This window comes from Priestia sp. TRN 1309 (assembly GCF_050846875.1).
GTDB classification, from domain to species: domain Bacteria; phylum Bacillota; class Bacilli; order Bacillales; family Bacillaceae_H; genus Priestia; species Priestia zanthoxyli.
Genome location: NZ_JBOZGM010000006.1, coordinates 57,895 through 76,823, shown reverse-complemented (window position 1 = coordinate 76,823; position 18,929 = coordinate 57,895). Strand labels below are relative to the sequence as shown.

Annotated in this window: 24 protein-coding genes; 20 read left to right on the top strand and 4 right to left on the bottom strand. The window is 37.5% G+C overall.

What is annotated here, in order from left to right; all coding sequences use genetic code 11:
- The first annotated feature begins 118 nt into the window (after positions 1 to 118).
- The 8 genes from ACRPLQ_RS21895 (at position 119) to ACRPLQ_RS21860 (ending at position 7,690) form a co-directional block, all read left to right on the top strand.
- Positions 119 to 775, top strand: a complete 657-nt coding sequence (locus ACRPLQ_RS21895; protein WP_432236277.1) for an O-methyltransferase — start codon at positions 119 to 121, stop codon at positions 773 to 775.
- The gene (locus ACRPLQ_RS21890) at positions 772 to 1,701 is read left to right on the top strand and encodes a peptidase U32 family protein (RefSeq protein ID WP_028411677.1); all 930 of its coding nucleotides are present in this window, start codon (positions 772 to 774) and stop codon (positions 1,699 to 1,701) included. The genes ACRPLQ_RS21895 and ACRPLQ_RS21890 overlap by 4 nt, the downstream gene beginning before the upstream one ends.
- A 39-nt stretch (positions 1,702 to 1,740) precedes the next feature.
- Positions 1,741 to 3,003: a peptidase U32 family protein gene (locus ACRPLQ_RS21885; RefSeq protein WP_028411676.1), complete on the top strand. Its 1,263-nt coding sequence runs from the start codon at positions 1,741 to 1,743 to the stop codon at positions 3,001 to 3,003.
- A gap of 7 nt (positions 3,004 to 3,010) precedes the next feature.
- Positions 3,011 to 3,646, top strand: coding sequence for a uridine kinase (gene udk, locus ACRPLQ_RS21880; protein ID WP_028411675.1), 636 nt, complete (start codon positions 3,011 to 3,013; stop codon positions 3,644 to 3,646).
- Positions 3,647 to 3,864: 218 nt separating this feature from the next.
- Positions 3,865 to 4,341, top strand: coding sequence for a transcription elongation factor GreA (greA, locus tag ACRPLQ_RS21875; RefSeq protein WP_013059279.1), 477 nt, complete (start codon positions 3,865 to 3,867; stop codon positions 4,339 to 4,341).
- A gap of 119 nt (positions 4,342 to 4,460) precedes the next feature.
- Complete coding sequence (locus tag ACRPLQ_RS21870; RefSeq protein ID WP_372456109.1) at positions 4,461 to 5,021, top strand: isochorismatase family protein; 561 nt, start codon at positions 4,461 to 4,463, stop codon at positions 5,019 to 5,021.
- A 119-nt stretch (positions 5,022 to 5,140) separates the two neighbouring features.
- Positions 5,141 to 6,907: a peptidoglycan D,D-transpeptidase FtsI family protein gene (locus ACRPLQ_RS21865; RefSeq protein WP_432236276.1), complete on the top strand. Its 1,767-nt coding sequence runs from the start codon at positions 5,141 to 5,143 to the stop codon at positions 6,905 to 6,907.
- A 117-nt stretch (positions 6,908 to 7,024) separates the two neighbouring features.
- Positions 7,025 to 7,690 (top strand): YrrS family protein, encoded by a 666-nt coding sequence (locus tag ACRPLQ_RS21860; RefSeq protein ID WP_045292102.1) that lies wholly within the window; start codon positions 7,025 to 7,027, stop codon positions 7,688 to 7,690.
- 13 nt (positions 7,691 to 7,703) lie between these two features.
- Here ACRPLQ_RS21860 and ACRPLQ_RS21855 read toward each other — a convergent pair whose 3' ends face one another.
- Positions 7,704 to 7,919: a YrzA family protein gene (locus ACRPLQ_RS21855; RefSeq protein WP_050688532.1), complete on the bottom strand. Its 216-nt coding sequence runs from the start codon at positions 7,917 to 7,919 to the stop codon at positions 7,704 to 7,706.
- Positions 7,920 to 8,057: 138 nt separating this feature from the next.
- Between ACRPLQ_RS21855 and ACRPLQ_RS21850 the strand changes: the two genes are divergently transcribed.
- The 6 genes from ACRPLQ_RS21850 (at position 8,058) to ACRPLQ_RS21825 (ending at position 12,456) form a co-directional block, all read left to right on the top strand.
- Positions 8,058 to 8,699 carry a class I SAM-dependent methyltransferase gene (locus ACRPLQ_RS21850; protein WP_013059274.1) on the top strand — a complete coding sequence of 214 codons (642 nt, stop codon included), beginning with the start codon at positions 8,058 to 8,060 and terminating at the stop codon, positions 8,697 to 8,699.
- 17 nt (positions 8,700 to 8,716) lie between these two features.
- Positions 8,717 to 9,412 (top strand): 5'-methylthioadenosine/S-adenosylhomocysteine nucleosidase, encoded by a 696-nt coding sequence (mtnN, locus tag ACRPLQ_RS21845; RefSeq protein WP_028411671.1) that lies wholly within the window; start codon positions 8,717 to 8,719, stop codon positions 9,410 to 9,412.
- Positions 9,413 to 9,555: 143 nt separating this feature from the next.
- The gene (locus tag ACRPLQ_RS21840; protein ID WP_028411670.1) at positions 9,556 to 10,479 is read left to right on the top strand and encodes a PLP-dependent cysteine synthase family protein; all 924 of its coding nucleotides are present in this window, start codon (positions 9,556 to 9,558) and stop codon (positions 10,477 to 10,479) included.
- A 1-nt stretch (position 10,480) separates the two neighbouring features.
- Positions 10,481 to 11,614, top strand: a complete 1,134-nt coding sequence (locus ACRPLQ_RS21835; protein ID WP_432236275.1) for a bifunctional cystathionine gamma-lyase/homocysteine desulfhydrase — start codon at positions 10,481 to 10,483, stop codon at positions 11,612 to 11,614.
- A gap of 81 nt (positions 11,615 to 11,695) precedes the next feature.
- Positions 11,696 to 11,926: a YrhC family protein gene (locus ACRPLQ_RS21830; RefSeq protein ID WP_028411668.1), complete on the top strand. Its 231-nt coding sequence runs from the start codon at positions 11,696 to 11,698 to the stop codon at positions 11,924 to 11,926.
- A 389-nt stretch (positions 11,927 to 12,315) separates the two neighbouring features.
- Positions 12,316 to 12,456, top strand: a complete 141-nt coding sequence (locus ACRPLQ_RS21825) for a YrzI family small protein (RefSeq protein WP_014458165.1) — start codon at positions 12,316 to 12,318, stop codon at positions 12,454 to 12,456.
- Positions 12,457 to 12,626: 170 nt separating this feature from the next.
- On the opposite strand, the gene sigK is transcribed toward ACRPLQ_RS21825, so the two are convergent.
- On the bottom strand, positions 12,627 to 13,355 hold the full coding sequence (sigK, locus tag ACRPLQ_RS21820) for an RNA polymerase sporulation sigma factor SigK (protein WP_013059268.1): 729 nt from the start codon (positions 13,353 to 13,355) through the stop codon (positions 12,627 to 12,629).
- Positions 13,356 to 13,571: 216 nt separating this feature from the next.
- On the opposite strand from sigK, the gene ACRPLQ_RS21815 reads away from it, so the two are divergent.
- Positions 13,572 to 13,721, top strand: coding sequence for a hypothetical protein (locus ACRPLQ_RS21815; protein WP_432236274.1), 150 nt, complete (start codon positions 13,572 to 13,574; stop codon positions 13,719 to 13,721).
- Positions 13,722 to 13,896: 175 nt separating this feature from the next.
- On the opposite strand, the gene pssA is transcribed toward ACRPLQ_RS21815, so the two are convergent.
- Complete coding sequence (pssA, locus tag ACRPLQ_RS21810) at positions 13,897 to 14,436, bottom strand: CDP-diacylglycerol--serine O-phosphatidyltransferase (protein WP_013059266.1); 540 nt, start codon at positions 14,434 to 14,436, stop codon at positions 13,897 to 13,899.
- A gap of 115 nt (positions 14,437 to 14,551) precedes the next feature.
- On the opposite strand from pssA, the gene ACRPLQ_RS21805 reads away from it, so the two are divergent.
- Positions 14,552 to 15,334, top strand: coding sequence for a phosphatidylserine decarboxylase (locus tag ACRPLQ_RS21805; protein WP_028411667.1), 783 nt, complete (start codon positions 14,552 to 14,554; stop codon positions 15,332 to 15,334).
- A gap of 73 nt (positions 15,335 to 15,407) precedes the next feature.
- Here the strand turns inward: ACRPLQ_RS21805 and ACRPLQ_RS21800 are convergent, their stop codons facing one another.
- Positions 15,408 to 15,548 carry a sporulation histidine kinase inhibitor Sda gene (locus ACRPLQ_RS21800; RefSeq protein ID WP_013059264.1) on the bottom strand — a complete coding sequence of 47 codons (141 nt, stop codon included), beginning with the start codon at positions 15,546 to 15,548 and terminating at the stop codon, positions 15,408 to 15,410.
- Between the two features lie 549 nt (positions 15,549 to 16,097).
- Between ACRPLQ_RS21800 and ACRPLQ_RS21795 the strand changes: the two genes are divergently transcribed.
- Genes ACRPLQ_RS21795 through yhbY form a run of 4 tightly spaced genes read left to right on the top strand, consistent with a single transcriptional unit; the run spans position 16,098 to position 18,897 of the window.
- Positions 16,098 to 16,610, top strand: a complete 513-nt coding sequence (locus ACRPLQ_RS21795) for a YqeG family HAD IIIA-type phosphatase (RefSeq protein ID WP_013059263.1) — start codon at positions 16,098 to 16,100, stop codon at positions 16,608 to 16,610.
- 3 nt (positions 16,611 to 16,613) lie between these two features.
- Positions 16,614 to 17,720 carry a ribosome biogenesis GTPase YqeH gene (yqeH, locus tag ACRPLQ_RS21790; protein WP_028411666.1) on the top strand — a complete coding sequence of 369 codons (1,107 nt, stop codon included), beginning with the start codon at positions 16,614 to 16,616 and terminating at the stop codon, positions 17,718 to 17,720.
- 19 nt (positions 17,721 to 17,739) lie between these two features.
- Entirely contained in the window at positions 17,740 to 18,579 is an 840-nt protein-coding gene (gene aroE / locus ACRPLQ_RS21785; RefSeq protein WP_028411665.1) for a shikimate dehydrogenase, read from the top strand.
- 18 nt (positions 18,580 to 18,597) lie between these two features.
- A complete protein-coding gene (gene yhbY / locus ACRPLQ_RS21780) occupies positions 18,598 to 18,897 on the top strand; it encodes a ribosome assembly RNA-binding protein YhbY (protein ID WP_013059260.1) in 300 nt (99 codons plus the stop codon).
- The last annotated feature ends 32 nt before the right edge of the window (positions 18,898 to 18,929 follow it).

Genomic DNA, 18,929 nt, shown 5'->3' with positions numbered 1-18,929 from the left:
TCGGGTTTACGTAAAAACGAAAAAAACTTATAATAGACTAGTTGTCTTACTATTTTGCAGTAATGAAACGTTATGAAAACATAATGTAAAATGTACTTCTGAGAACGGAGGAAGTGTTTTGCTTTTACAAAACGTAGAGCAGTATGTGGAAAAGCTTATTCCTAAGCGCCAGGAGCTTATTGAAGAAATGGAAGCTTATGCAGAAGAACATCACGTTCCGATTATGGAATTGATTGGTGTTGAAACGCTATTGCAAATTCTTCGTCTTCATCAGCCAAAACATATATTAGAAATTGGAACAGCGATTGCATATTCGTCTATTCGAATCACCCATACGCTTCCAGAGGCACGAGTGGTTACGGTAGAACGAAATGAAGAGCGTTACCAAAAAGCGCGAGAGTTTATTGAACGGGCGGGAAAACAAGATAAAATTGTGTCGTTGTTTGGAGATGCACTTGAGCTTAGAGATGAAATTGAACGTCATGGTCCTTATGATGCAGTCTTTATCGATGCAGCTAAAGGTCAGTATCAGCGTTTTTTCGAACATTATGAGCCGATGCTATCTTCTAAAGGAATGATTATTTCGGATAACGTACTATTTAAAGGTCACGTAGCGACCGATTTGGCGGAAGTAGAAACACGTCGACGCCGTAGCTTAATTAAAAAAATTCAGGCATACAATACGTGGCTGATGAATCATCCCGATTATTATACAACTATTCTTCCTATTGGAGACGGAATCGCGATTAGTATTAAAAGAGGTGACCAAGAATGAAAAAACCAGAACTATTAGTGACACCAACTGCAGTTTCGGAAATCGAATCATTACTACAAGCTGGAGCAACAGCTATTATGGTTGGTGAACAGCGCTACGGTTTGCGTTTAGCAGGTGAATTCAAACGTGAAGATATCGTAGAAGCTGTAAATATTGCTCATCAGCATGATGCAAAAGTCTACGTAGCGATGAACGGATTATTTCACAATGATAAAATCGCCGAATTAAATGAATATATTTTATTCTTAAAAGAAGCAAGCGTGGATGCGATTGTATTTGGAGATCCGGCTGTATTAATGGCAGTGCGTGAAACAGCTCCAGAAATGAAGATGCACTGGAGTACTGAAACAACGGGAACAAACTGGTATTCATGTAACTACTGGGGCCGCAAAGGAGCTAAGCGTGCAGTTCTTGCTCGTGAGCTAAGCATGGATAGCATCATTGATATCAAAGAAAAAGCCGAAGTAGAAATTGAAGTTCAGGTGCATGGCATGACGTGTATGTTCCAATCGAAACGTTCACTTCTTGGCAACTACTTTGAGTATCAAGGAAAAGTCATGGAAATTGAAAATCGTAAAGTAGAAAAAGATATGTTTTTACTTGATAATGAGCGAAACAATAAGTATCCAATTTTCGAAGATGAAAATGGAACGCACATTATGAGTCCAAATGATATGTGCATTATCGATGAGCTTTCCGAAATGATTGACGCTGAAGTAGATGTATTTAAAATTGACGGCGTATTAAAGTCACCCCAATATATTTTAGAAGTAACAAAAAAATATCGTCAAGCGATTGATTTATGTGTAGATGACCGTGAAGAATACGAAAACGTTAAAGACGATTTGTTAGAAGAAATTGAAAGCTTGCAGCCAATTAACCGCCCGTTAGACACAGGGTTTTTCTTTAAAGAAACGGTATATTAAAAAGCATGCAAAGAAAGATAAACAAAGGAGGTACAAACGATGGCTGTTCAAATCGATACTGTAGTAGAAGGTAAACGAGTTATTACGAAAAAGCCTGAGTTGTTAGCTCCAGCCGGTAACCTTGAAAAATTAAAAGTTGCCGTACACTATGGAGCAGATGCTGTGTTTATCGGAGGAAAAGAGTTTGGCCTTCGTTCAAATGCAGATAACTTTACATTTGAAGAAATGGCAGAAGGTGTTCAGTTTGCAAACAAATACGGCGCACGTATTTATGTTACAACAAACATTTTTGCTCACAATGAAAATATGGACGGACTTGAAGATTATTTAATGGGATTAGAGCGCGCTGGCGTTTCTGGAATCATCGTAGCTGATCCGTTAATTATCGAAACCTGTCGACGCGTTGCACCTAAGCTTGAAGTACACTTAAGTACGCAACAATCACTTTCAAACTGGAAAGCCGTTCAATTCTGGAAAGAAGAAGGATTAGAACGTGTTGTACTTGCTCGTGAAACGGGTGCTGAAGAAATGCGCGAAATGAAAGAAAAAGTGGATATTGAAATTGAAGCTTTTATTCACGGAGCGATGTGTATTGCTTATTCAGGCCGCTGCGTGCTAAGTAACCACATGACAGCGCGTGATTCAAACCGTGGAGGCTGCTGTCAATCATGCCGTTGGGACTATGATTTATTTAAAGTAGAAGACGGTAAAACGGAAACGCCTTTATTTGATGAGCAAGACGATCCGTTTGCAATGAGTCCAAAAGATTTAAATTTAATTCAATCTATCCCTCAAATGATTGAGCTGGGTATTGATAGCTTGAAAATTGAAGGACGTATGAAGTCGATCCACTATATTGCAACAGTGGTGAGCGTATATCGCAAAGTGATTGACGCATACTGTGCAGATCCTGAGAATTTTGTGATTCAAAAAGAATGGCTTGATGAGCTAGACAAATGTGCGAACCGCGATACGGCTCCCGCCTTTTTTGAAGGGGTTCCTGGAGTGGATGAACAAATGTTTGGCGTACACGGCAAGAAAACAAAATTTGATTTTGCTGGTTTAGTATTGAATTATGATGAAGAAACAAGCATCGTGACATTGCAACAGCGTAACTATTTTAAACCGGGAGAAGAAGTGGAATTTTTTGGTCCGGAAATTAAAAACTTTACGCAAAAAATAGATAAAATTTGGGACGAAGATGGCAATGAACTAGATGCTGCGCGTCATCCGCTGCAAATTGTGAAATTTAAAGTGGACCAACCTCTATTTTCATATAACATGATGCGAAAGGGGATTTAAATATAAAATGGGGAAAAAGCCCGTTGTAATCGGTATCGCTGGTGGATCCGGTTCTGGTAAAACAACTGTAACCAAAGCTATTTATGAGTATTTTAAAGGGCATTCTATTATGCTTCTTGAGCAAGACTATTATTATAAAGATCAAAGCGATGTACCGTTTGAACAGCGTTTGCAAACAAATTACGATCATCCTCTAGCATTTGATAATGATTTGCTGATTGAACACTTGCAAAACTTATTAAATTATGAGAGCATTGACAAACCGGTATATGATTACGCAATTCATACGCGCTCTGAGAAGGTAATTAAAGAAGAACCAAAAGATGTTATTATCTTAGAAGGTATTCTTGTACTAGAAGATCAGCGCTTGCGTAATTTAATGGATATCAAGCTATACGTAGATACAGATGCGGATCTTCGTATCATTCGTCGTATGCTTCGTGATATTAAAGAACGAGAGCGTACGCTTGAGTCAGTTGTTGATCAATACGTATCTGTCGTTCGCCCGATGCATAATCAGTTTGTTGAACCAACAAAACGCTATGCAGATATTATCATTCCTGAAGGCGGTCAAAACCACGTAGCGATTGACTTGATGGTCACTAAAATTCAAACAATTCTTGAACAAAATGCCATTTTATAATAACATAGCATAGATGCAGGAATTTTTTTGAAGACAATGCAGACATATTCTGCTAACTAAACACAAACATTATAAAGAATAGAGAAACGAGCAGCTTCTATTTTGAAGCTGTCATTTCTCTATTAACTGATTTTTCCACAGAGTGGAAAATTTTTTGTACATACAGAAATCGACTGTATACACTAGAGATTTTGAGTTCAAGAAGGAGTGAAGGGATTATGGCACAAGAAAAAGTATTTCCAATGACAGAAGAAGGAAAGCTAAAGCTAGAGCAAGAGCTAGAATATTTAAAAACAGTAAAACGTAAAGAAGTTGTAGAGCGTATCAAGATCGCCCGCAGTTTTGGAGATTTATCGGAGAACTCTGAGTACGATTCTGCAAAAGACGAGCAGGCTTTCGTGGAAGGACGTATTACGACGCTTGAGAATATGATTCGCAATGCGAAAATTATTGAAGAAGATGTAGAAAATTCTTCTATCGTATCATTAGGTAAATCTGTAACATTTGTAGAGTTGCCAGATGGTGACGAAGAAACGTATACAATTGTAGGTAGTGCAGAAGCAGATCCATTTGAAGGGAAAATTTCAAATGATTCGCCAATTGCTAAAAGTCTAATGGGCAAACAAATTGGAGATCAAGTAACTGTTCAAACTCCTGGTGGAGATATGTCAGTGAAAATTGTATCTGTTAAGTAAAACATATGGTTGGAAGCGTTCTACTGAATGCTCGTAAGTAAAAAAGCTGACACGCGTCAGCTTTTTTTATATGATTTAAAAAAACGGAGAGAATAGAAAAGATATGTAGGAAAGGAAAGATGAAGATGAAAGATATCGATTTTACTAAAACAGCGCTTGTTTTAATTGATTTACAAAAAGGGATTGTTCCAATTGGAGGAGACGAAATCGTAGAAAAATCTGTTCAGCTTGTGAATCGTTTCCGCGAACAAAATGGATTTATTAGCTTTGTACGAGTAGATTTTCAAGATGGAAAAGATGCGTTGACGCCAGAAACGGATCAAAAGCCATCTGCTCCTCAAGAAAGACCTGCAGACTGGGCAGAATTCGATCCAAGACTTAATGTTCAAGAGACTGATTACATTGTGACAAAACGTCAGTGGGGAGCCTTTTTTGGGACAGATTTAGACCTTCAGCTTCGCCGAAGAGGAATTGATACAATTGTCCTTTGCGGAATTGCAACAAATATTGGTGTGGAAAGCACAGCTCGTGAAGCATTTCAGTATGGATATAACCAAATTTTTATCACGGATGCCATGGCGACATTTACAAAAGAAGAGCATGAAGCCACTCTTTCTTACATCTTTCCGAAAATAGGAAAGCTACGAACAACTCAACAATTTTTAACGGAAAATGAATAATAAAAACTTGCTGAATCAGCAAGTTTTTTTATGGAATGAAAAAAAGAATGAATATTTCTTAAGATAATGGTTTTAAAAGTAATGGCAACGTCGACACTTGTAAAGAGTGAGGTGTAGTCATGAAAATAATTCACAAGCGAATTTATATTACTCTTATTTTTATTTTATTATTAATTAGTGGACTGGGAGCACGGCTTGTTCAACTCCAGCTTGTCAGCACGGAATCTTTTACTGATAAAAATATTAACTTAATTGAAGGAAGCGTAAAACAGCGTACGCAGGAAATGGTGGTAGACGACGGGCGAGGGAAATTCGAAGATAAAAATGGACAGTCTTTAACATCTATCACGCATAATCGCTTAGTCCTATTTCCGTTTTTAGAAAAAATGAAGTGGCCCGTTCAGCAAGTAAGCGAAATTGTGGGAATGCAACCACAGGAATTAACGAACAGACTAGCGAATGCTAAAACACCGGTTGTTATTACAAAAGAATTATCCCATGCACAAGTCGAAAAAATAAATGCATTAAAGGTACCTGGCGTGTTTGGAATTCCTCTAAAAGATGAGCGTCCAGTTCCTCTTGCTGAACATTTAATCGGACTAGAAGCACAAAGCAAACAAATAATTGAAGAGAAGTACAGTGATAAATTGAAAAATGGAGCTATTAAATCAACTACGCCTGTAGGTATCTCAGGGATGCAGAGGGCTTTTGACGAGTTTTTGCTGCCTGAACAAGAGTCTAAGCTCCTTTATCATGTTGATCGACTAGGTGGGCCTATGTTTGGCATCGATGTAAAATATACGGGCACAGCTAACCCTTATTATCCAGTCAGTGTGCGTACGACGCTTGATTTGTCTGCTCAGGAGCTAGTGGAGAATACATTGAATCATTATAAGTTAAAAGACGGAGGAGCCGTCTTAATTGATATAAAAAACAATAAAGTAATTGCGATGGCCAGCAGGCCTTCAATTAATAAGAAAGATCCATTTAAAAAGCAAAACGGTTCAGACAGCGTAGAAAATCGTTTGCTGACGCCGCAAACTCCTGGATCTATATTTAAAACCGTAACAGCAGCTGCAGCGCTTGAACAAAATAAAATTCAGCCTTCTTTTACCTATAACTGCGATAAAAGTATTTATGGCAATAATGTAGAAGAAGATCATCAAAAAGGGCAGCTGACGTTTGAAGAAAGCTTTGCGCAAAGTTGTAATGCAACGTTTGCCCAGCTAGCAAAAGAAATGATAATATCTAATCCGGATATCATTGAACAATATGCTGATAAGTTAGGGCTTCTTCAGCCTGTAGGATGGACGGGTGATGTGTTTCACTTTGAACATTTTAAGCAGTTTTTAGGAGAAAAATCGGGAAGAGTTTGGACAAATGATAGAGAAAAAAAAGTACCAAATGCTGTAGCGCAAACAGCAATTGGACAGCTTGATGTAAAAGTGACTCCGCTTGCAGTAGCAAATATGATGGCGACAATTGCACGGGGAGGAGAAAAGAAGCAGGTAAAAGCGGTAGATGCGCTGGACTATAAAAACAATACGTCACTGTATACGTTTAAAGAGCATGAGCTAAAAGGAGATACGATTAATGAAGCCACAGCTGCTTCTATGCAGCAGCTTTTAAAAGGCGTCGTACAGAGCGAAAAAGGAACAGGAAGAAGATTTCAAACGCTTCCTTATGAAGTGGCAGGAAAGTCAGGAACTGCTGAAATCAATGTGAAGGCCGATATCGTCAATAAATGGTTTGCGGGTTACTTTCCGGCAGATGATCCAAAATACGCAATGGTAGTAGTGGATTTAAATACAAAAAGTGCGATATCTCCCACAAACAGCGTATTTTATGATATTGTTAAAGGGATGTATGACTTAAATACACATTAAAACAAGAAGAATTTGTAAAAAATATTACAAATATACTTCAAATAAATTTTGATGCTTCATGTATAAGAAAACACATGTTAGAATAAAGCATTATAAAAGTTGGAGGAAATTGTAGCAATGAATAACAATCGTTCTTCAAGACACGAAAACAAAGAAAAAAAAGTAAACCGATTATATAATCTGTTAATTGCTGTCGTAGCGGTTTTAATTGTATTTGTCGGTGGTACGATGATTCTTGGAAACAAGGATAAATCGGATAACCAAGCGGAAACAACTCAAAACAATCCGCAAACAAATGACCAAAAAACGGACAAGACGGCTAAAAAAGACGATGATTCTTCGAAAGATGATCAAGCAACAGAGGATCAAGCAACGGACGATCAAAGCTCTGAAGATGACCAAAGCTCTGAAGATGATCAAGCAACAGATGAAGAATCAAACGACTCAGATTCACAGGCTGAAGTAGAGAAAAATCCAGAGCCTGGCGTGGCAGAACGCAAGGTAGATCCTTCATGGGATTCAGTAGGTACATCACAAGATGCTCCTGCAGCAACATATAAAAAAGGATCAACGGATTGGAACGAAATGCTAAAAGCTGTAGGCGAAGGGTCAGGCATTAGCCCAAGCAATATGACCGTATGGCGTCTAGGTAATAACGGTGGCGTAGGTAAAGCTGTAGCTACGGTTAGTCCTAAAGGCAACTCATCAACAAAATACCGCGTTCAAATTGAATGGGTAGATGGAGAAGGCTGGAAGCCCGCAGTAGTGGATAAGCTTCAATAAAAAAAGCAGCGCGCTAGCGCTGCTTTTTTATTTTGAAATGAACAACTGCAGAGTACAGTTTTTTACCTTGTTCATAGTCCACAGACATTTGATGAGATACGCTATGTACCTCAAGTAAAATCGCCTTATTTTGATCAATTTTTTCAGCAATTTGTTTTTCAAGTATTTTAACATCAGGCGCTTCAAAAAATTCTATTTTATCTTCAATCATTTCAAATTCAAAATTCATCTTACGGCCTCCTTACCTCATTACTATAGTATAGCAAATAGAAAGTTAAAAGCTTAAAATATTTGTAAATGAAGAACAAACGATAGCTAAAAACATACTATATCCATAGGAATTATTAGTTATGAGGAGGCGTTTTTTATGGGGCTAGAGTTTTTAGATATCTTTGAAAAGTGGGCGAATGAGTATGATGCATCGGTAAGCGGGAAAGATGAACAGTATAGAGAAGTGTTTCGCAATTATAATGAAATCTTAGAATATGTAGCAGACCGTTCAATAGGGCATGTGATAGAATTTGGAACAGGCACTGGAAACTTAACAAAAAAACTTTTAGAAAAAGAACTTACGGTAGTAGGAATTGAGCCGTCAGTGCCAATGAGACAATTGGCACACCAGAAATTAGGAGCAGATGTTTTAGTCACACCGGGAGACTTTTTACAGTTTGATACATCGTTGTTTCCAGCAGAGAGCTTAGTTAGTACGTATGCATTTCATCATTTAACAGATAAAGAAAAAGAAGAAGCTGTGATAAACTATGGAAAGTTACTTCAAACCGGTGGTAAAATAGTGTTTGCCGATACAATGTTTGAAACAGCGGATTCATTTGCTGATACCATTGTTCAGGCAAAACAAAAAGGGTATACGCAACTAGCAGAAGATCTAGAGAGGGAATACTATACAACGATCCCTGTCTTAAAGCAAATCTTTGAAAGCAATGGTTTTCACATAACCTTTACACAATTTAATCACTTTGTGTGGGTATTGGAGGCAACGAAACAATAGTAGAAAGAGGTTTTAAAATGAAAGTAGCAATCATTGGAGCAATGGAAGAAGAAGTGACGATTTTACGCGATAAAATTGAGAATCGTCAAGAAACAGTAATCGCAGGATGTGAATACTCAACAGGAACAATCAGCGGCGTGGAGGTTGTATTATTAAAATCAGGTATTGGAAAAGTAAATGCGGCGTTATCTACAGCCATCTTACTAGAGAAGTTCAAACCTGATTACGTTATTAACACAGGATCAGCAGGCGGTTTCCATCCAGAGTTAAACGTAGGGGACGCGGTTATTTCAACAGAAGTTCGTCATCATGATGTAGATGTAACGGTATTCAACTATGAATACGGTCAAGTGCCAAACTTGCCTGCAGCTTTTAAAGCAGATGAAAAACTAGTTCGCCTTGCTGAAGAAAGCGCTCTTGAAGTAACGGATATGAAAATTGTAAAAGGATTAATTGCTACAGGAGATTCGTTCATGAACGATCCTGTGCGCGTAGAGTTTGTTCGCTCTAAGTTTCCAGACCTTTATGCAGCTGAAATGGAAGCAGCGGCTGTTGCTCAAGTATGCTATCAATTTGGCGTACCGTTTGTTATTCTTCGTGCTCTTTCTGACATCGCCGGCAAAGAATCAAATGTTTCTTTTGAGCAATTTTTAGAAAAAGCAGCTGTTAATTCAACGAAATTAGTATTGAATTTTATTACAAAATTAAAATAAGCTGTTCATAAAATATAGAGTTTGTTTTCGTCTACACTCTGCATCGTTTGTCATAACATGGGGTGTAGACTATATTTTTATCTTAATTCCGACTTTATTTATAGGTTAAGTTATATTATTTCGATAGCGAGGTGTTCAAGATTATGAAGGTAGTCAAAAACGTTCATGAATTGATTGGAAACACACCTATGATTGAGATTACACAATTTGATTTACCTAGGGAAATCAGGATATTTGCCAAGCTGGAATATGTTAATCCAGGAGGAAGTGTAAAAGATCGTTTAGGAAAAGAACTGCTGCAAGAAGCTCTTGGCTCTGGAAGACTGAAGCGAGGCGGAACGCTGGTTGAGCCTACTGCTGGGAATACGGGGATCGGGCTGGCTTTAGCTGCTCTTCAGTACGAAATAAACGTCATACTATGTGTTCCAGAAAAATTCAGTATTGAAAAACAGCAGCTTATGAAGGCTTTGGGGGCAACGGTGGTTCAAACGCCTACTGAAGCTGGTATGAAAGGTGCTATAAACAAAGCTCAAGAGCTGCTGCGTGAAATCCCTGGTTCTTATTGTCCTCAACAGTTTGCTAATCCGGCCAACCCTATGACTTATTATAAAACCTTAGGGCCAGAAATATATGAACAGCTTGATGGAAAAGTTGACGTGTTTGTAGCTGGAGCAGGTACAGGGGGGACATTTATGGGTACAGCGAAATTTTTGAAAGAAAAAAATCCTTCTCTAAAAACAGTCATCGTGGAGCCAGAAGGTTCAATTTTAAACGGGGGGAAATCCGGTCCTCACTTAACTGAAGGAATTGGAATGGAGTTCATCCCTGATTATATGGAGCGATCTTATTTTAATGCTATTCATACTGTTGAAGATGTTTATGCTTTTCAAAGAGTGAAAGAGCTGGCTTTAAAAGAGGGGTTACTAGTAGGTAGCTCTTCAGGAGCAGCCTTTGAAGCAGCCCTGATCGAAGCAAAAAATGCAGAAAAAGGGGCTCATATCGTCACGATTTTTCCGGATAGCAGTGAACGGTACTTAAGTAAAAATATTTACAGTGGAGGAAGATAAGATGAAACGTAAAACACAGTTGATTCATGGTGGAATTGTTGGCGATGAACAGACGGGTGCTGTCTCTGTTCCTATTTATCAAGTGAGTACTTATAAACAAGAGGGAGCGGGAAAACATACGGGATATGAGTATTCGAGAACCGGTAACCCTACACGTCATGCCCTAGAAGAACTTATCAAAGAAATTGAAGGAGGATATGCTGGGTTTGCGTTTGGATCTGGTATGGCCGCTACTACTGCCGTGTTCATGCTGTTTAACAGCGGAGATCATGTGTTAATTACAGATGACGTATACGGAGGAACGTATCGAGTGATCACAAAGGTACTAAGCCGTATCGGCATTGAGGCTACTTTTATTGATACAAGCGATATCCAAAATATCGAGAAAGAAATTCGCCCTAACACAAAAGCCATTTTTATTGAAACTCCAACGAATCCTCTTCTAAAAATTACTGACTTGCCGCATGCTTCTTCAGTAGCTAAACAACACCATTTACTTACCATCGTTGACAACACATTCAGTACGCCGTATTGGCAAAATCCTATCGAAAAAGGCGCAGATATTGTTCTGCACAGTGCAACTAAGTATTTAGGGGGACACAGTGACGTTGTAGCAGGGCTAGCAGTGGTGAATTCGCCTAAATTAGCTGAAGACCTTCATTTTATCCAAAATGCGACTGGAGGCATTTTAGGACCTCAGGATTCTTGGCTTTTAATGAGAGGGATTAAAACATTAGGAATACGAATGGAAGAACACGAATTCAACACGGGGAAAATAGTAGAATTTTTACTTGCCCATCCTGCTGTGGCAAAAGTATATTATCCAGGATTAAAAACCCACCCAAACCACCTCATTGCTAAAAAGCAAGCAAGAGGTTTTGGGGGAATGGTTTCGTTTGATGTGGGAAGCGAAGAGAAAGCGGAAGAAGTACTGAGCAAAGTGAAGTATTTTACATTAGCAGAAAGTTTAGGAGCCATCGAAAGCCTCATTTCCATTCCTTCTAAAATGACTCATGCTTCTATACCGAGCGACCGACGTAAAGAGCTAGGAATTACAGATGGATTAATTCGTATTTCTGTAGGTCTTGAAGATGTAGAAGATTTAATTGAAGACTTAGAAAGAGCATTGGAATAAAGGTGGTAAAAATAGGATTTTTATAGACCTATAGATCTATGATAGAGTAGAGTTATAACATTCTACTGAGAAGGTGATTGTATGAAAGCTCAACACATCAAAGCAAAAATTGAAGATTACAGCCGCTTTATTTACGTCCTTCTAGCCGTAAGTACATTCTTGTATATTGGTGTTATGATTGGCCAAGGTGAAAAAAGTGATATGCAGCTTGGAATAATGGAAGCGATCGTTATTCTTTTTACCGCCCTTGCTTTTTATTTTAGTTATCAAACTAAAAAACTAAAAAAAGAATTAATGAAAGAAAAAGAATAATAGATACAAAAAGGCGATGATCCATCGTCTTTTTTTTATGAGGGTTAAAAAAATAAAAAAATTCCCTATTTTTCAAAAAAACAGTTTACTTTTTATAAGTTCGTGGATATAATTACCATTGTAAGGAAAATACTTTATTAAAAGGAGGTCGAGTCATATGTTAAGACGTTTATCAGGTATGGATCATTCAGTTTGGGCTATGTTCAAAAATCGTCTATATATGTATACTATTCGGCCGTGTTCCTGTATCAAGTAACTTTCTTACCTTGATCGTTAAAACACGTTAATTCACCACAGGTGCGAATAGTAGCCCTGTGGTTTTTATTGTTTTTCAGCCACAGGATGCTTATGCATAACTGTGGTTTTTTTTGTATAAGGAGGTGATTGGAATGACACTGAATATTTTCTTTTTAACTATTACCATAAAGTCCCGTCAATACTCAGAGGAAGAAATTAAGCATGAACAGTATGTAAGACAATTAGAAGAAGAAATAAAAGACCGCAAGTATGAATTTTATCGTCATTTCTAATTTGAATAGTGGAAAGGAGTGGATGAATGATGATTAATCAAAAAGGATATATCGTTGTATGGCTGCTTGTGGAGAAAGATTCCACCTAAATGACTAGTAGGGGGAGTAATGATGTGTTTGCTGCGGATTATCATTTGGAAATTATTTTAAAAAAAGAGCGGAAAGAAGGATTAATTCTCCTTCTTTCCGCTCTTTTTTTTCTCTTTTTCGGCTCTGTAAAATTCGTGAAACATTTTCATCAGCGCTCGCTTTTCAATTCGCGAAACATAACTTCTTGAAATATTTAATTCCTTTGCAATTTCTCGCTGGGTTTTTTCATCCTGCAAATCCAAACCGAAGCGGCCAACAATTACTTCTTTTTCTCGATCATCGAGGATATCGATATATTCTTTTATTTTTTCTAATTCCATATTTAGTTGAATCATATCAATTACATCGTCTGATTCTGATTTTAATACATCAATCAAACTGATTTCATTTCCTTCTTTATCCTGGCCAATTGGATCATGCAGCGACACATCTTTTTTTGTTTTTTTGAGCGCTCGCAAGTGCATCAATATTTCATTTTCAATACAGCGTGCGGCATAAGTAGCTAATTTTGTTCCTTTTCCTTGCGAATAACTTTCGATTGCTTTAATTAAACCGATTGTCCCAATTGAAATTAAATCTTCCGCATCCTCTCCCGTGTTTTCAAACTTTTTAACAATATGCGCAACGAGTCGGAGATTGTGTTCAATAAGAAGGTTTCGCGCTTCTTGATCTCCTTGTTCCATTAAAGATAAATATCTCTTTTCTTCAGCAGCAGACAAGGGTTGAGGAAACGCATTGTTTTTTACGTAGGAAACAAGGAAAACCAATTCTTTAAAGAAATAGCCTAGTGCGGTAAATAATGCAGACATCTCTTCACCTCCATAAGGGGATATCAACCTGTGAGAGACTAACATTACACTATATGTAAAAAGAAGGATGTCTTTGCCTGTACGTTTAAAATTCCCCCCAGGGACAAGAGAGTTTGAAAAAGTCCACAGATTTTTCTTTAGAGATAGTTACTAGCCTATACAGAGAAAAAGTATGTACATACGCTAGTAGTAGTTCATAGTGTAAGGAGGGAGAGCATGTACGGTTACGGAGACTGCTGTTATCCTAATTATCCAGCTTACCCATGCGGAGGAGGGTTCGGCTGGGGACTTGGATTGTTGATTGTTCTATTTGTTCTGTTATTAATTTTCGGAAGCTTCTATTGGTTTTTTAGCTGCTGGTGTTAAAAAAAACTCATGCATGTGCATGAGTTTTTTTAGATGACATATCCTACCGAATAGAACCATTCATTTTTAAGAATTCTTAAGGAATTTTCGCTTTGTTTCTTAAAGAAGATGATTTATTCTATAATTAAGAAAAGAAGCAAGATGATAATATTCCTTTGTAAAAGTAAATGGAGCTCTATACTTTTTTTAGCTTGAACGTACTAATCATCAAGCAAGCGAGTACGATAATTAAAAACATATAAAAGTGTGAAGGCAAATAAGGGACGCCCAAGTAGCTAAGAGTTAATAAACAACCTGCTGCGGTAATAGGGAGCCCTGTAAAATACCCAGTATTTTCTGTGATGTTAAAGCGGGCAAGACGAAGTGCTCCGCAAGCAATGTAACAGATGGTAACAATTGAACCTGCAGCACCAAAGTGAGATAAAATACTTTGATAAAGTAGTAGAGCTGGAGCGATGCCAAATGATATAATATCGCACATGGAGTCCAGTTGTTTTCCAAGTTCAGATTCAATTTGCAGCTTTCTGGCTACCATGCCGTCGAATCGGTCTGCTAACGCTGCTAAAAAAATTAGTAATAAACTTAAGTTCAATTCATTTTTCATGACAAATAAAATAGCAAAGCTTCCTAAACTTAAATTAACAATCGTTAAGGAGTTTGCCGCTTGGGATCTCAGCTTTTTAATTGTATGATCTAGATAGTCTAATAAAAACAATTTCCTCACTCCTTTAAAGGATGGAATGAACTAAAGGTAAAAAATAATGGTAATTTCATTGTAGACGCAAACCTTATTCTAGTAAAGAACTATTCAGTATGTGGAGGTAAAATTATTGTTGCAGCACCTGTATCGAACGTTTATTGAGCTTACGAATCACCAGGGATCATCGAAGCTCATTCGAAAATTCACTTTCTCTAAATGGAGTCGGTTTATTATACCCTCCTATACAAAAGTTTTTAAAGTAAATAAAGAAGAAATGGACAAGCCTCTGCATCATTATCAAAACTTACACGAGCTATTTATTCGTCGTTTGAAGCCTTCTGCCCGTCCGGTCGATCAGCAGAAAGACAGCGTTGTCAGTCCTGTAGATGCAAAGATAGAAGCATATGGAGTCATTACGCCTCAAAAAGAAATGATTGTAAAAAACAAACCTTATTCTATACAGGAAATGGTTTCAAATGATCTCATTCTTGAAAAATATATAGAAGGACAGTTTATCATCCTCTATCTTAGTCCAAAAGACTATCATCGCATTCACAGTCCTCTTAAAGCACAAGTAGGGAATACGTGGACCGTTGGACAAAAGTCTTATCCAGTAAATTCATTAGGAATCAAGTATGGGAAAGAACCGCTTGTGAAAAATTTCCGGAAGCTCACGGAGTTAACATTTGAAAATGGTCACATGCTGATGGTAAAAGTAGGAGCCATGTTTATAAACAGCATTGAAGCGGTTTCTAAAAAAGAAGTAGTCGAAAAAGGGGAAGAAATGGCTTACTTCACGTTTGGCTCGACTGTCATTTTATTATTTGAGAAGAACTCAATCACTTTTGATTCTAACGTCCACTCAGGTTCTTACGTAAAATGTGGAGAACCAATTGCTCATTTGAAAAAATAGAGCCTATATAATAAAAGAGTAGATAGATAAATGAAGATGCAGCTTTCTTTTATTAAGAAGGCTCTTTTATTCGTTAAGAAGGAATTTGTATGCTAATCTTTAATGATCTTCTTTCAATTTCCTCTTCAATTAATTTTATAAAATCAGGGCTTAATTGCAGTTCGGTTGCTTTGCTGTATGACTCAATAAGCAGCTCATCTGATAATTTTCTCATAAGATTGCCGCCACCTCCTACTAAAATAAATATCCTAAAAAGTTATATTTAAATGCTAATAAATTCCTTATTTATAATCTAACATGAATCAAATAAAGGAACAATCGTTCTGTTATCCACAGCTTTCGGTGGATAAAATGTGGGTATGTTGTTTATAATTACCATTAATTGCTGAACTATAACAGAGGATAATGTGTATAACCTTATCCACATAGTTGGGGTTATCATTTTTTGTCGAAAACTTTTAACAGAATTTGTTTACCACTTACCCTATTTGATAAGTAATAAACGTTTTCTGCACTATTTTTTATTTTAAGTTTGCAGTGGGTAAATATATCGTAAGCTCACGAACAAATGGAGGTTTACTGCCTTTTGTCAATAACTTTCTGTATAAAGTTAAAGCATTCACAAGGCATATCCTTTATACTAAGAAAAGACCTGTTTTTGAAGAGAATAAAATTTTAGGTTGGAAAATAACAAGAAGTCGTTATAATGATAGACGGCGTTAATTTTAGTATGTAACTATATATTCGAGGTGCATGATACGTGTTGAAACTTTTTTTACCAAATGAACATGTGAAAAACGTGTTTCAAATTAAGCCAGACGATTTGAAAGAGCGCGGGATAAAAGGAATTATTACCGACTTAGATAACACGTTGGTGGAATGGGATCGCCCTGATGCCACTCCGGAATTAATTGAGTGGTTTCAGTTAATGAAAGATAGTGGAATTAAAATTACGATTGTATCGAATAATGTGGAGAAACGAGTCAAGCTGTTTTCAGATCCAGTTGGACTTCCATTTGTATATAAAGCACGCAAACCGATGCGTAAAGCATTTAGAAGAGCTCTTCGTGATATGGAGCTGCAAAAAGATGAGGTTGTGGTCATTGGCGACCAGCTTTTAACGGATGTATTAGGAGGAAATCGCCTAGGCGTATATACGGTTTTGGTTGTACCAGTTGCGCAAACAGATGGATTTGTAACGAAATTTAACCGTAAAATGGAACGAAGAATTTTAGGTTGGATGAAACGAAAAGGTATGATTAACTGGGAGGATTAAAACGTGAGTGAAGAAAAAATACAGTGCGTAGGATGCGGAGTGGAGATTCAAACAGAACGACCGAATGAACTTGGCTACGCTCCAAAATCAGCATTAGAAAAAGAAGCTATTATTTGCCAGCGATGCTTTCGCTTGAAGCATTATAATGAAGTACAAGATGTTTCCTTAACAGACGATGATTTTTTAAAAATCTTAAATGGAATTGGTCAAACGGACGGTTTGGTTGTAAAAGTTGTAGATATCTTTGACTTTAACGGCAGCTGGTTACCTGGTTTGCATCGATTTGTTGGAAATAATAAGGTTCTTTTAGTGGGAAATAAAGCAGATTTACTGCCGAAGTCTATAAAGAAAAATAAACTAATTCATTGGATGAAGCGAGAAGCGAAAGAGCTTGGCCTAAAATCAGTGGATGTGTTCCTCATGAGCGCGCAAAAAGGACAAGGAATTCGAGAAATTGCCGAAGCCATTGAACATTATCGCGAAGGTAAAGATGTATATGTTGTTGGATGTACAAACGTTGGTAAATCGACATTTATTAATGCCATTATTAAAGAAGTAACGGGAGAAAAAGATATTATTACTACGTCTCAATATCCGGGCACAACGCTTGATATGATTGATATCCCGCTTGATAACGGCGCGTCTTTATATGATACGCCTGGCATTATTAATCATCATCAAATGGCTCACTATGTAGATAAACGAGACTTAAAGTTAATTTCTCCTAAAAAAGAAATAAAGCCGAAGGTTTATCAGCTAAACGAAGGGCAAACGTTATACTTTGGAGGACTGGCGCGCTTAGATTATGTACAGGGAGGCCGCAAGTCGTTAACATGTTATGTATCGAATGATTTGCATATCCATCGTACAAAGCTTGAAAAAGCAGATGAGTTGTATGAAAAGCAAGCAGGTGAACTGCTTCAGCCGCCGCGCCCAGAGCAAATGAGTGAGTTTCCTGAACTTGTTGCACATGAATTTACAATCAAAAATGAAAAGACGGATATTGTTTTTTCAGGGCTTGGCTGGGTGACGGTTAATGAGTCAGGTTCAAAAGTTGTGGCGCATGCACCAAAAGGAGTCGGCGTATTTGTGCGCGATTCTTTAATTTAAACAAAAAGGGGAAAAAATCTTGAGTACATTATATGGGCTAGTTGGTTATCCGCTTGGGCATTCACTATCGCCATTGATGCAAAATGATGCCTTTAAACGTCTGAACATGGATGCGCATTATGAGGCTTTTCCAATTGAACCTGTTCATTTTGAGTCAGCTATTGGAGAGCTAAAAGATAAAAACATTCAAGGATTTAATGTCACGATTCCGTATAAAGTTGATATTATGAATCATTTGGATGAAGTCGATTCATTAGCAAAGGCAATTGGCGCTGTAAATACAGTTGTTAATCAAGATGGCCGTTATATTGGATACAATACCGACGGAGAGGGGTATGTGACTTCTTTACTCAAAGCAGTAGAAGGCGGCTTATCCCAAAAAAGAATTTTAATTATTGGAGCTGGAGGAGCTGCAAAAGCTATTTTTTATACAATTGCAGCTCAGCACGCTCCCGATGTAATTGCGATATGCAATCGTACCGTCGAAAAAGCAGCTTTACTAGCTAACGAGCTGCCTTTTTCGACGAAAACGGCGGCGATGTCTATTTCTGATGCGGAAAAACAACTAGATACATTCGATATTATTATTAATACCACTTCGGTGGGGATGTATCCTAACGTTGATGAGCTGCCTTTAGCACTTACTTTATTGCAAAAAGAAGCGGTAGTCAGCGATATTATTTACAACCCTTTAAAAACAAAGCTTTTGAAAGAGGCTGAAGCAAAAGGGGCAGGCACTCATAACGGTGTCGGTATGTTTGTACTGCAAGGTGCACTTGCATTTGAAAAATGGACGAAGGTCCGTCCTGACGAAGAGGCAATGGAACACATTGTTCTTTCAACACTAACTAAGAGATAAGATACAACGGAGGTTTTTATGTTAACAGGTAAACAAAAACGTTTTTTACGTTCAAAAGCACATCATTTAAATCCAATTTTCCAAGTAGGAAAAGGTGGAGTCAATGAAAATATGATTGGTCAAATTGCTGATGCATTAGAAGCAAGAGAATTATTAAAAGTAAGCATTCTGCAAAACTGTGATGAAGATCGTGACACGGTTGCTGCTCGATTAACAAAAGGAACAAAAGCAGAGCTTGTACAAGTGATTGGAAATACAATTGTGTTATATAAAGAATCACGTGAAAATAAGCAGTTAATGCTTCCAAAAGTGAAATGAAATAGAGCGGGGAAACCCGCTCTATTTAAAAA

What these genes read in the sequence shown, in the direction of transcription:
- ACRPLQ_RS21815 (WP_432236274.1), top strand. Translation starts at nt 13,572, where the DNA reads ATGTACGGTTACGGAGACTGCTGTTATCCTAATTATCCAGCTTACCCA.
- ACRPLQ_RS21825 (WP_014458165.1), top strand. Translation starts at nt 12,316, where the DNA reads ATGACACTGAATATTTTCTTTTTAACTATTACCATAAAGTCCCGTCAA.
- ACRPLQ_RS21870 (WP_372456109.1), top strand. Translation starts at nt 4,461, where the DNA reads ATGAAGATGAAAGATATCGATTTTACTAAAACAGCGCTTGTTTTAATT.
- ACRPLQ_RS21850 (WP_013059274.1), top strand. Translation starts at nt 8,058, where the DNA reads ATGGGGCTAGAGTTTTTAGATATCTTTGAAAAGTGGGCGAATGAGTAT.
- greA (WP_013059279.1), top strand. Translation starts at nt 3,865, where the DNA reads ATGGCACAAGAAAAAGTATTTCCAATGACAGAAGAAGGAAAGCTAAAG.
- udk (WP_028411675.1), top strand. Translation starts at nt 3,011, where the DNA reads ATGGGGAAAAAGCCCGTTGTAATCGGTATCGCTGGTGGATCCGGTTCT.
- mtnN (WP_028411671.1), top strand. Translation starts at nt 8,717, where the DNA reads ATGAAAGTAGCAATCATTGGAGCAATGGAAGAAGAAGTGACGATTTTA.
- ACRPLQ_RS21800 (WP_013059264.1), bottom strand. Translation starts at nt 15,548, where the DNA reads ATGAGAAAATTATCAGATGAGCTGCTTATTGAGTCATACAGCAAAGCA.
- ACRPLQ_RS21855 (WP_050688532.1), bottom strand. Translation starts at nt 7,919, where the DNA reads ATGAATTTTGAATTTGAAATGATTGAAGATAAAATAGAATTTTTTGAA.
- ACRPLQ_RS21840 (WP_028411670.1), top strand. Translation starts at nt 9,556, where the DNA reads ATGAAGGTAGTCAAAAACGTTCATGAATTGATTGGAAACACACCTATG.
- ACRPLQ_RS21865 (WP_432236276.1), top strand. Translation starts at nt 5,141, where the DNA reads ATGAAAATAATTCACAAGCGAATTTATATTACTCTTATTTTTATTTTA.
- ACRPLQ_RS21890 (WP_028411677.1), top strand. Translation starts at nt 772, where the DNA reads ATGAAAAAACCAGAACTATTAGTGACACCAACTGCAGTTTCGGAAATC.
- ACRPLQ_RS21830 (WP_028411668.1), top strand. Translation starts at nt 11,696, where the DNA reads ATGAAAGCTCAACACATCAAAGCAAAAATTGAAGATTACAGCCGCTTT.
- ACRPLQ_RS21860 (WP_045292102.1), top strand. Translation starts at nt 7,025, where the DNA reads ATGAATAACAATCGTTCTTCAAGACACGAAAACAAAGAAAAAAAAGTA.
- ACRPLQ_RS21885 (WP_028411676.1), top strand. Translation starts at nt 1,741, where the DNA reads ATGGCTGTTCAAATCGATACTGTAGTAGAAGGTAAACGAGTTATTACG.
- ACRPLQ_RS21835 (WP_432236275.1), top strand. Translation starts at nt 10,481, where the DNA reads ATGAAACGTAAAACACAGTTGATTCATGGTGGAATTGTTGGCGATGAA.
- yhbY (WP_013059260.1), top strand. Translation starts at nt 18,598, where the DNA reads ATGTTAACAGGTAAACAAAAACGTTTTTTACGTTCAAAAGCACATCAT.
- sigK (WP_013059268.1), bottom strand. Translation starts at nt 13,355, where the DNA reads ATGTCTGCATTATTTACCGCACTAGGCTATTTCTTTAAAGAATTGGTT.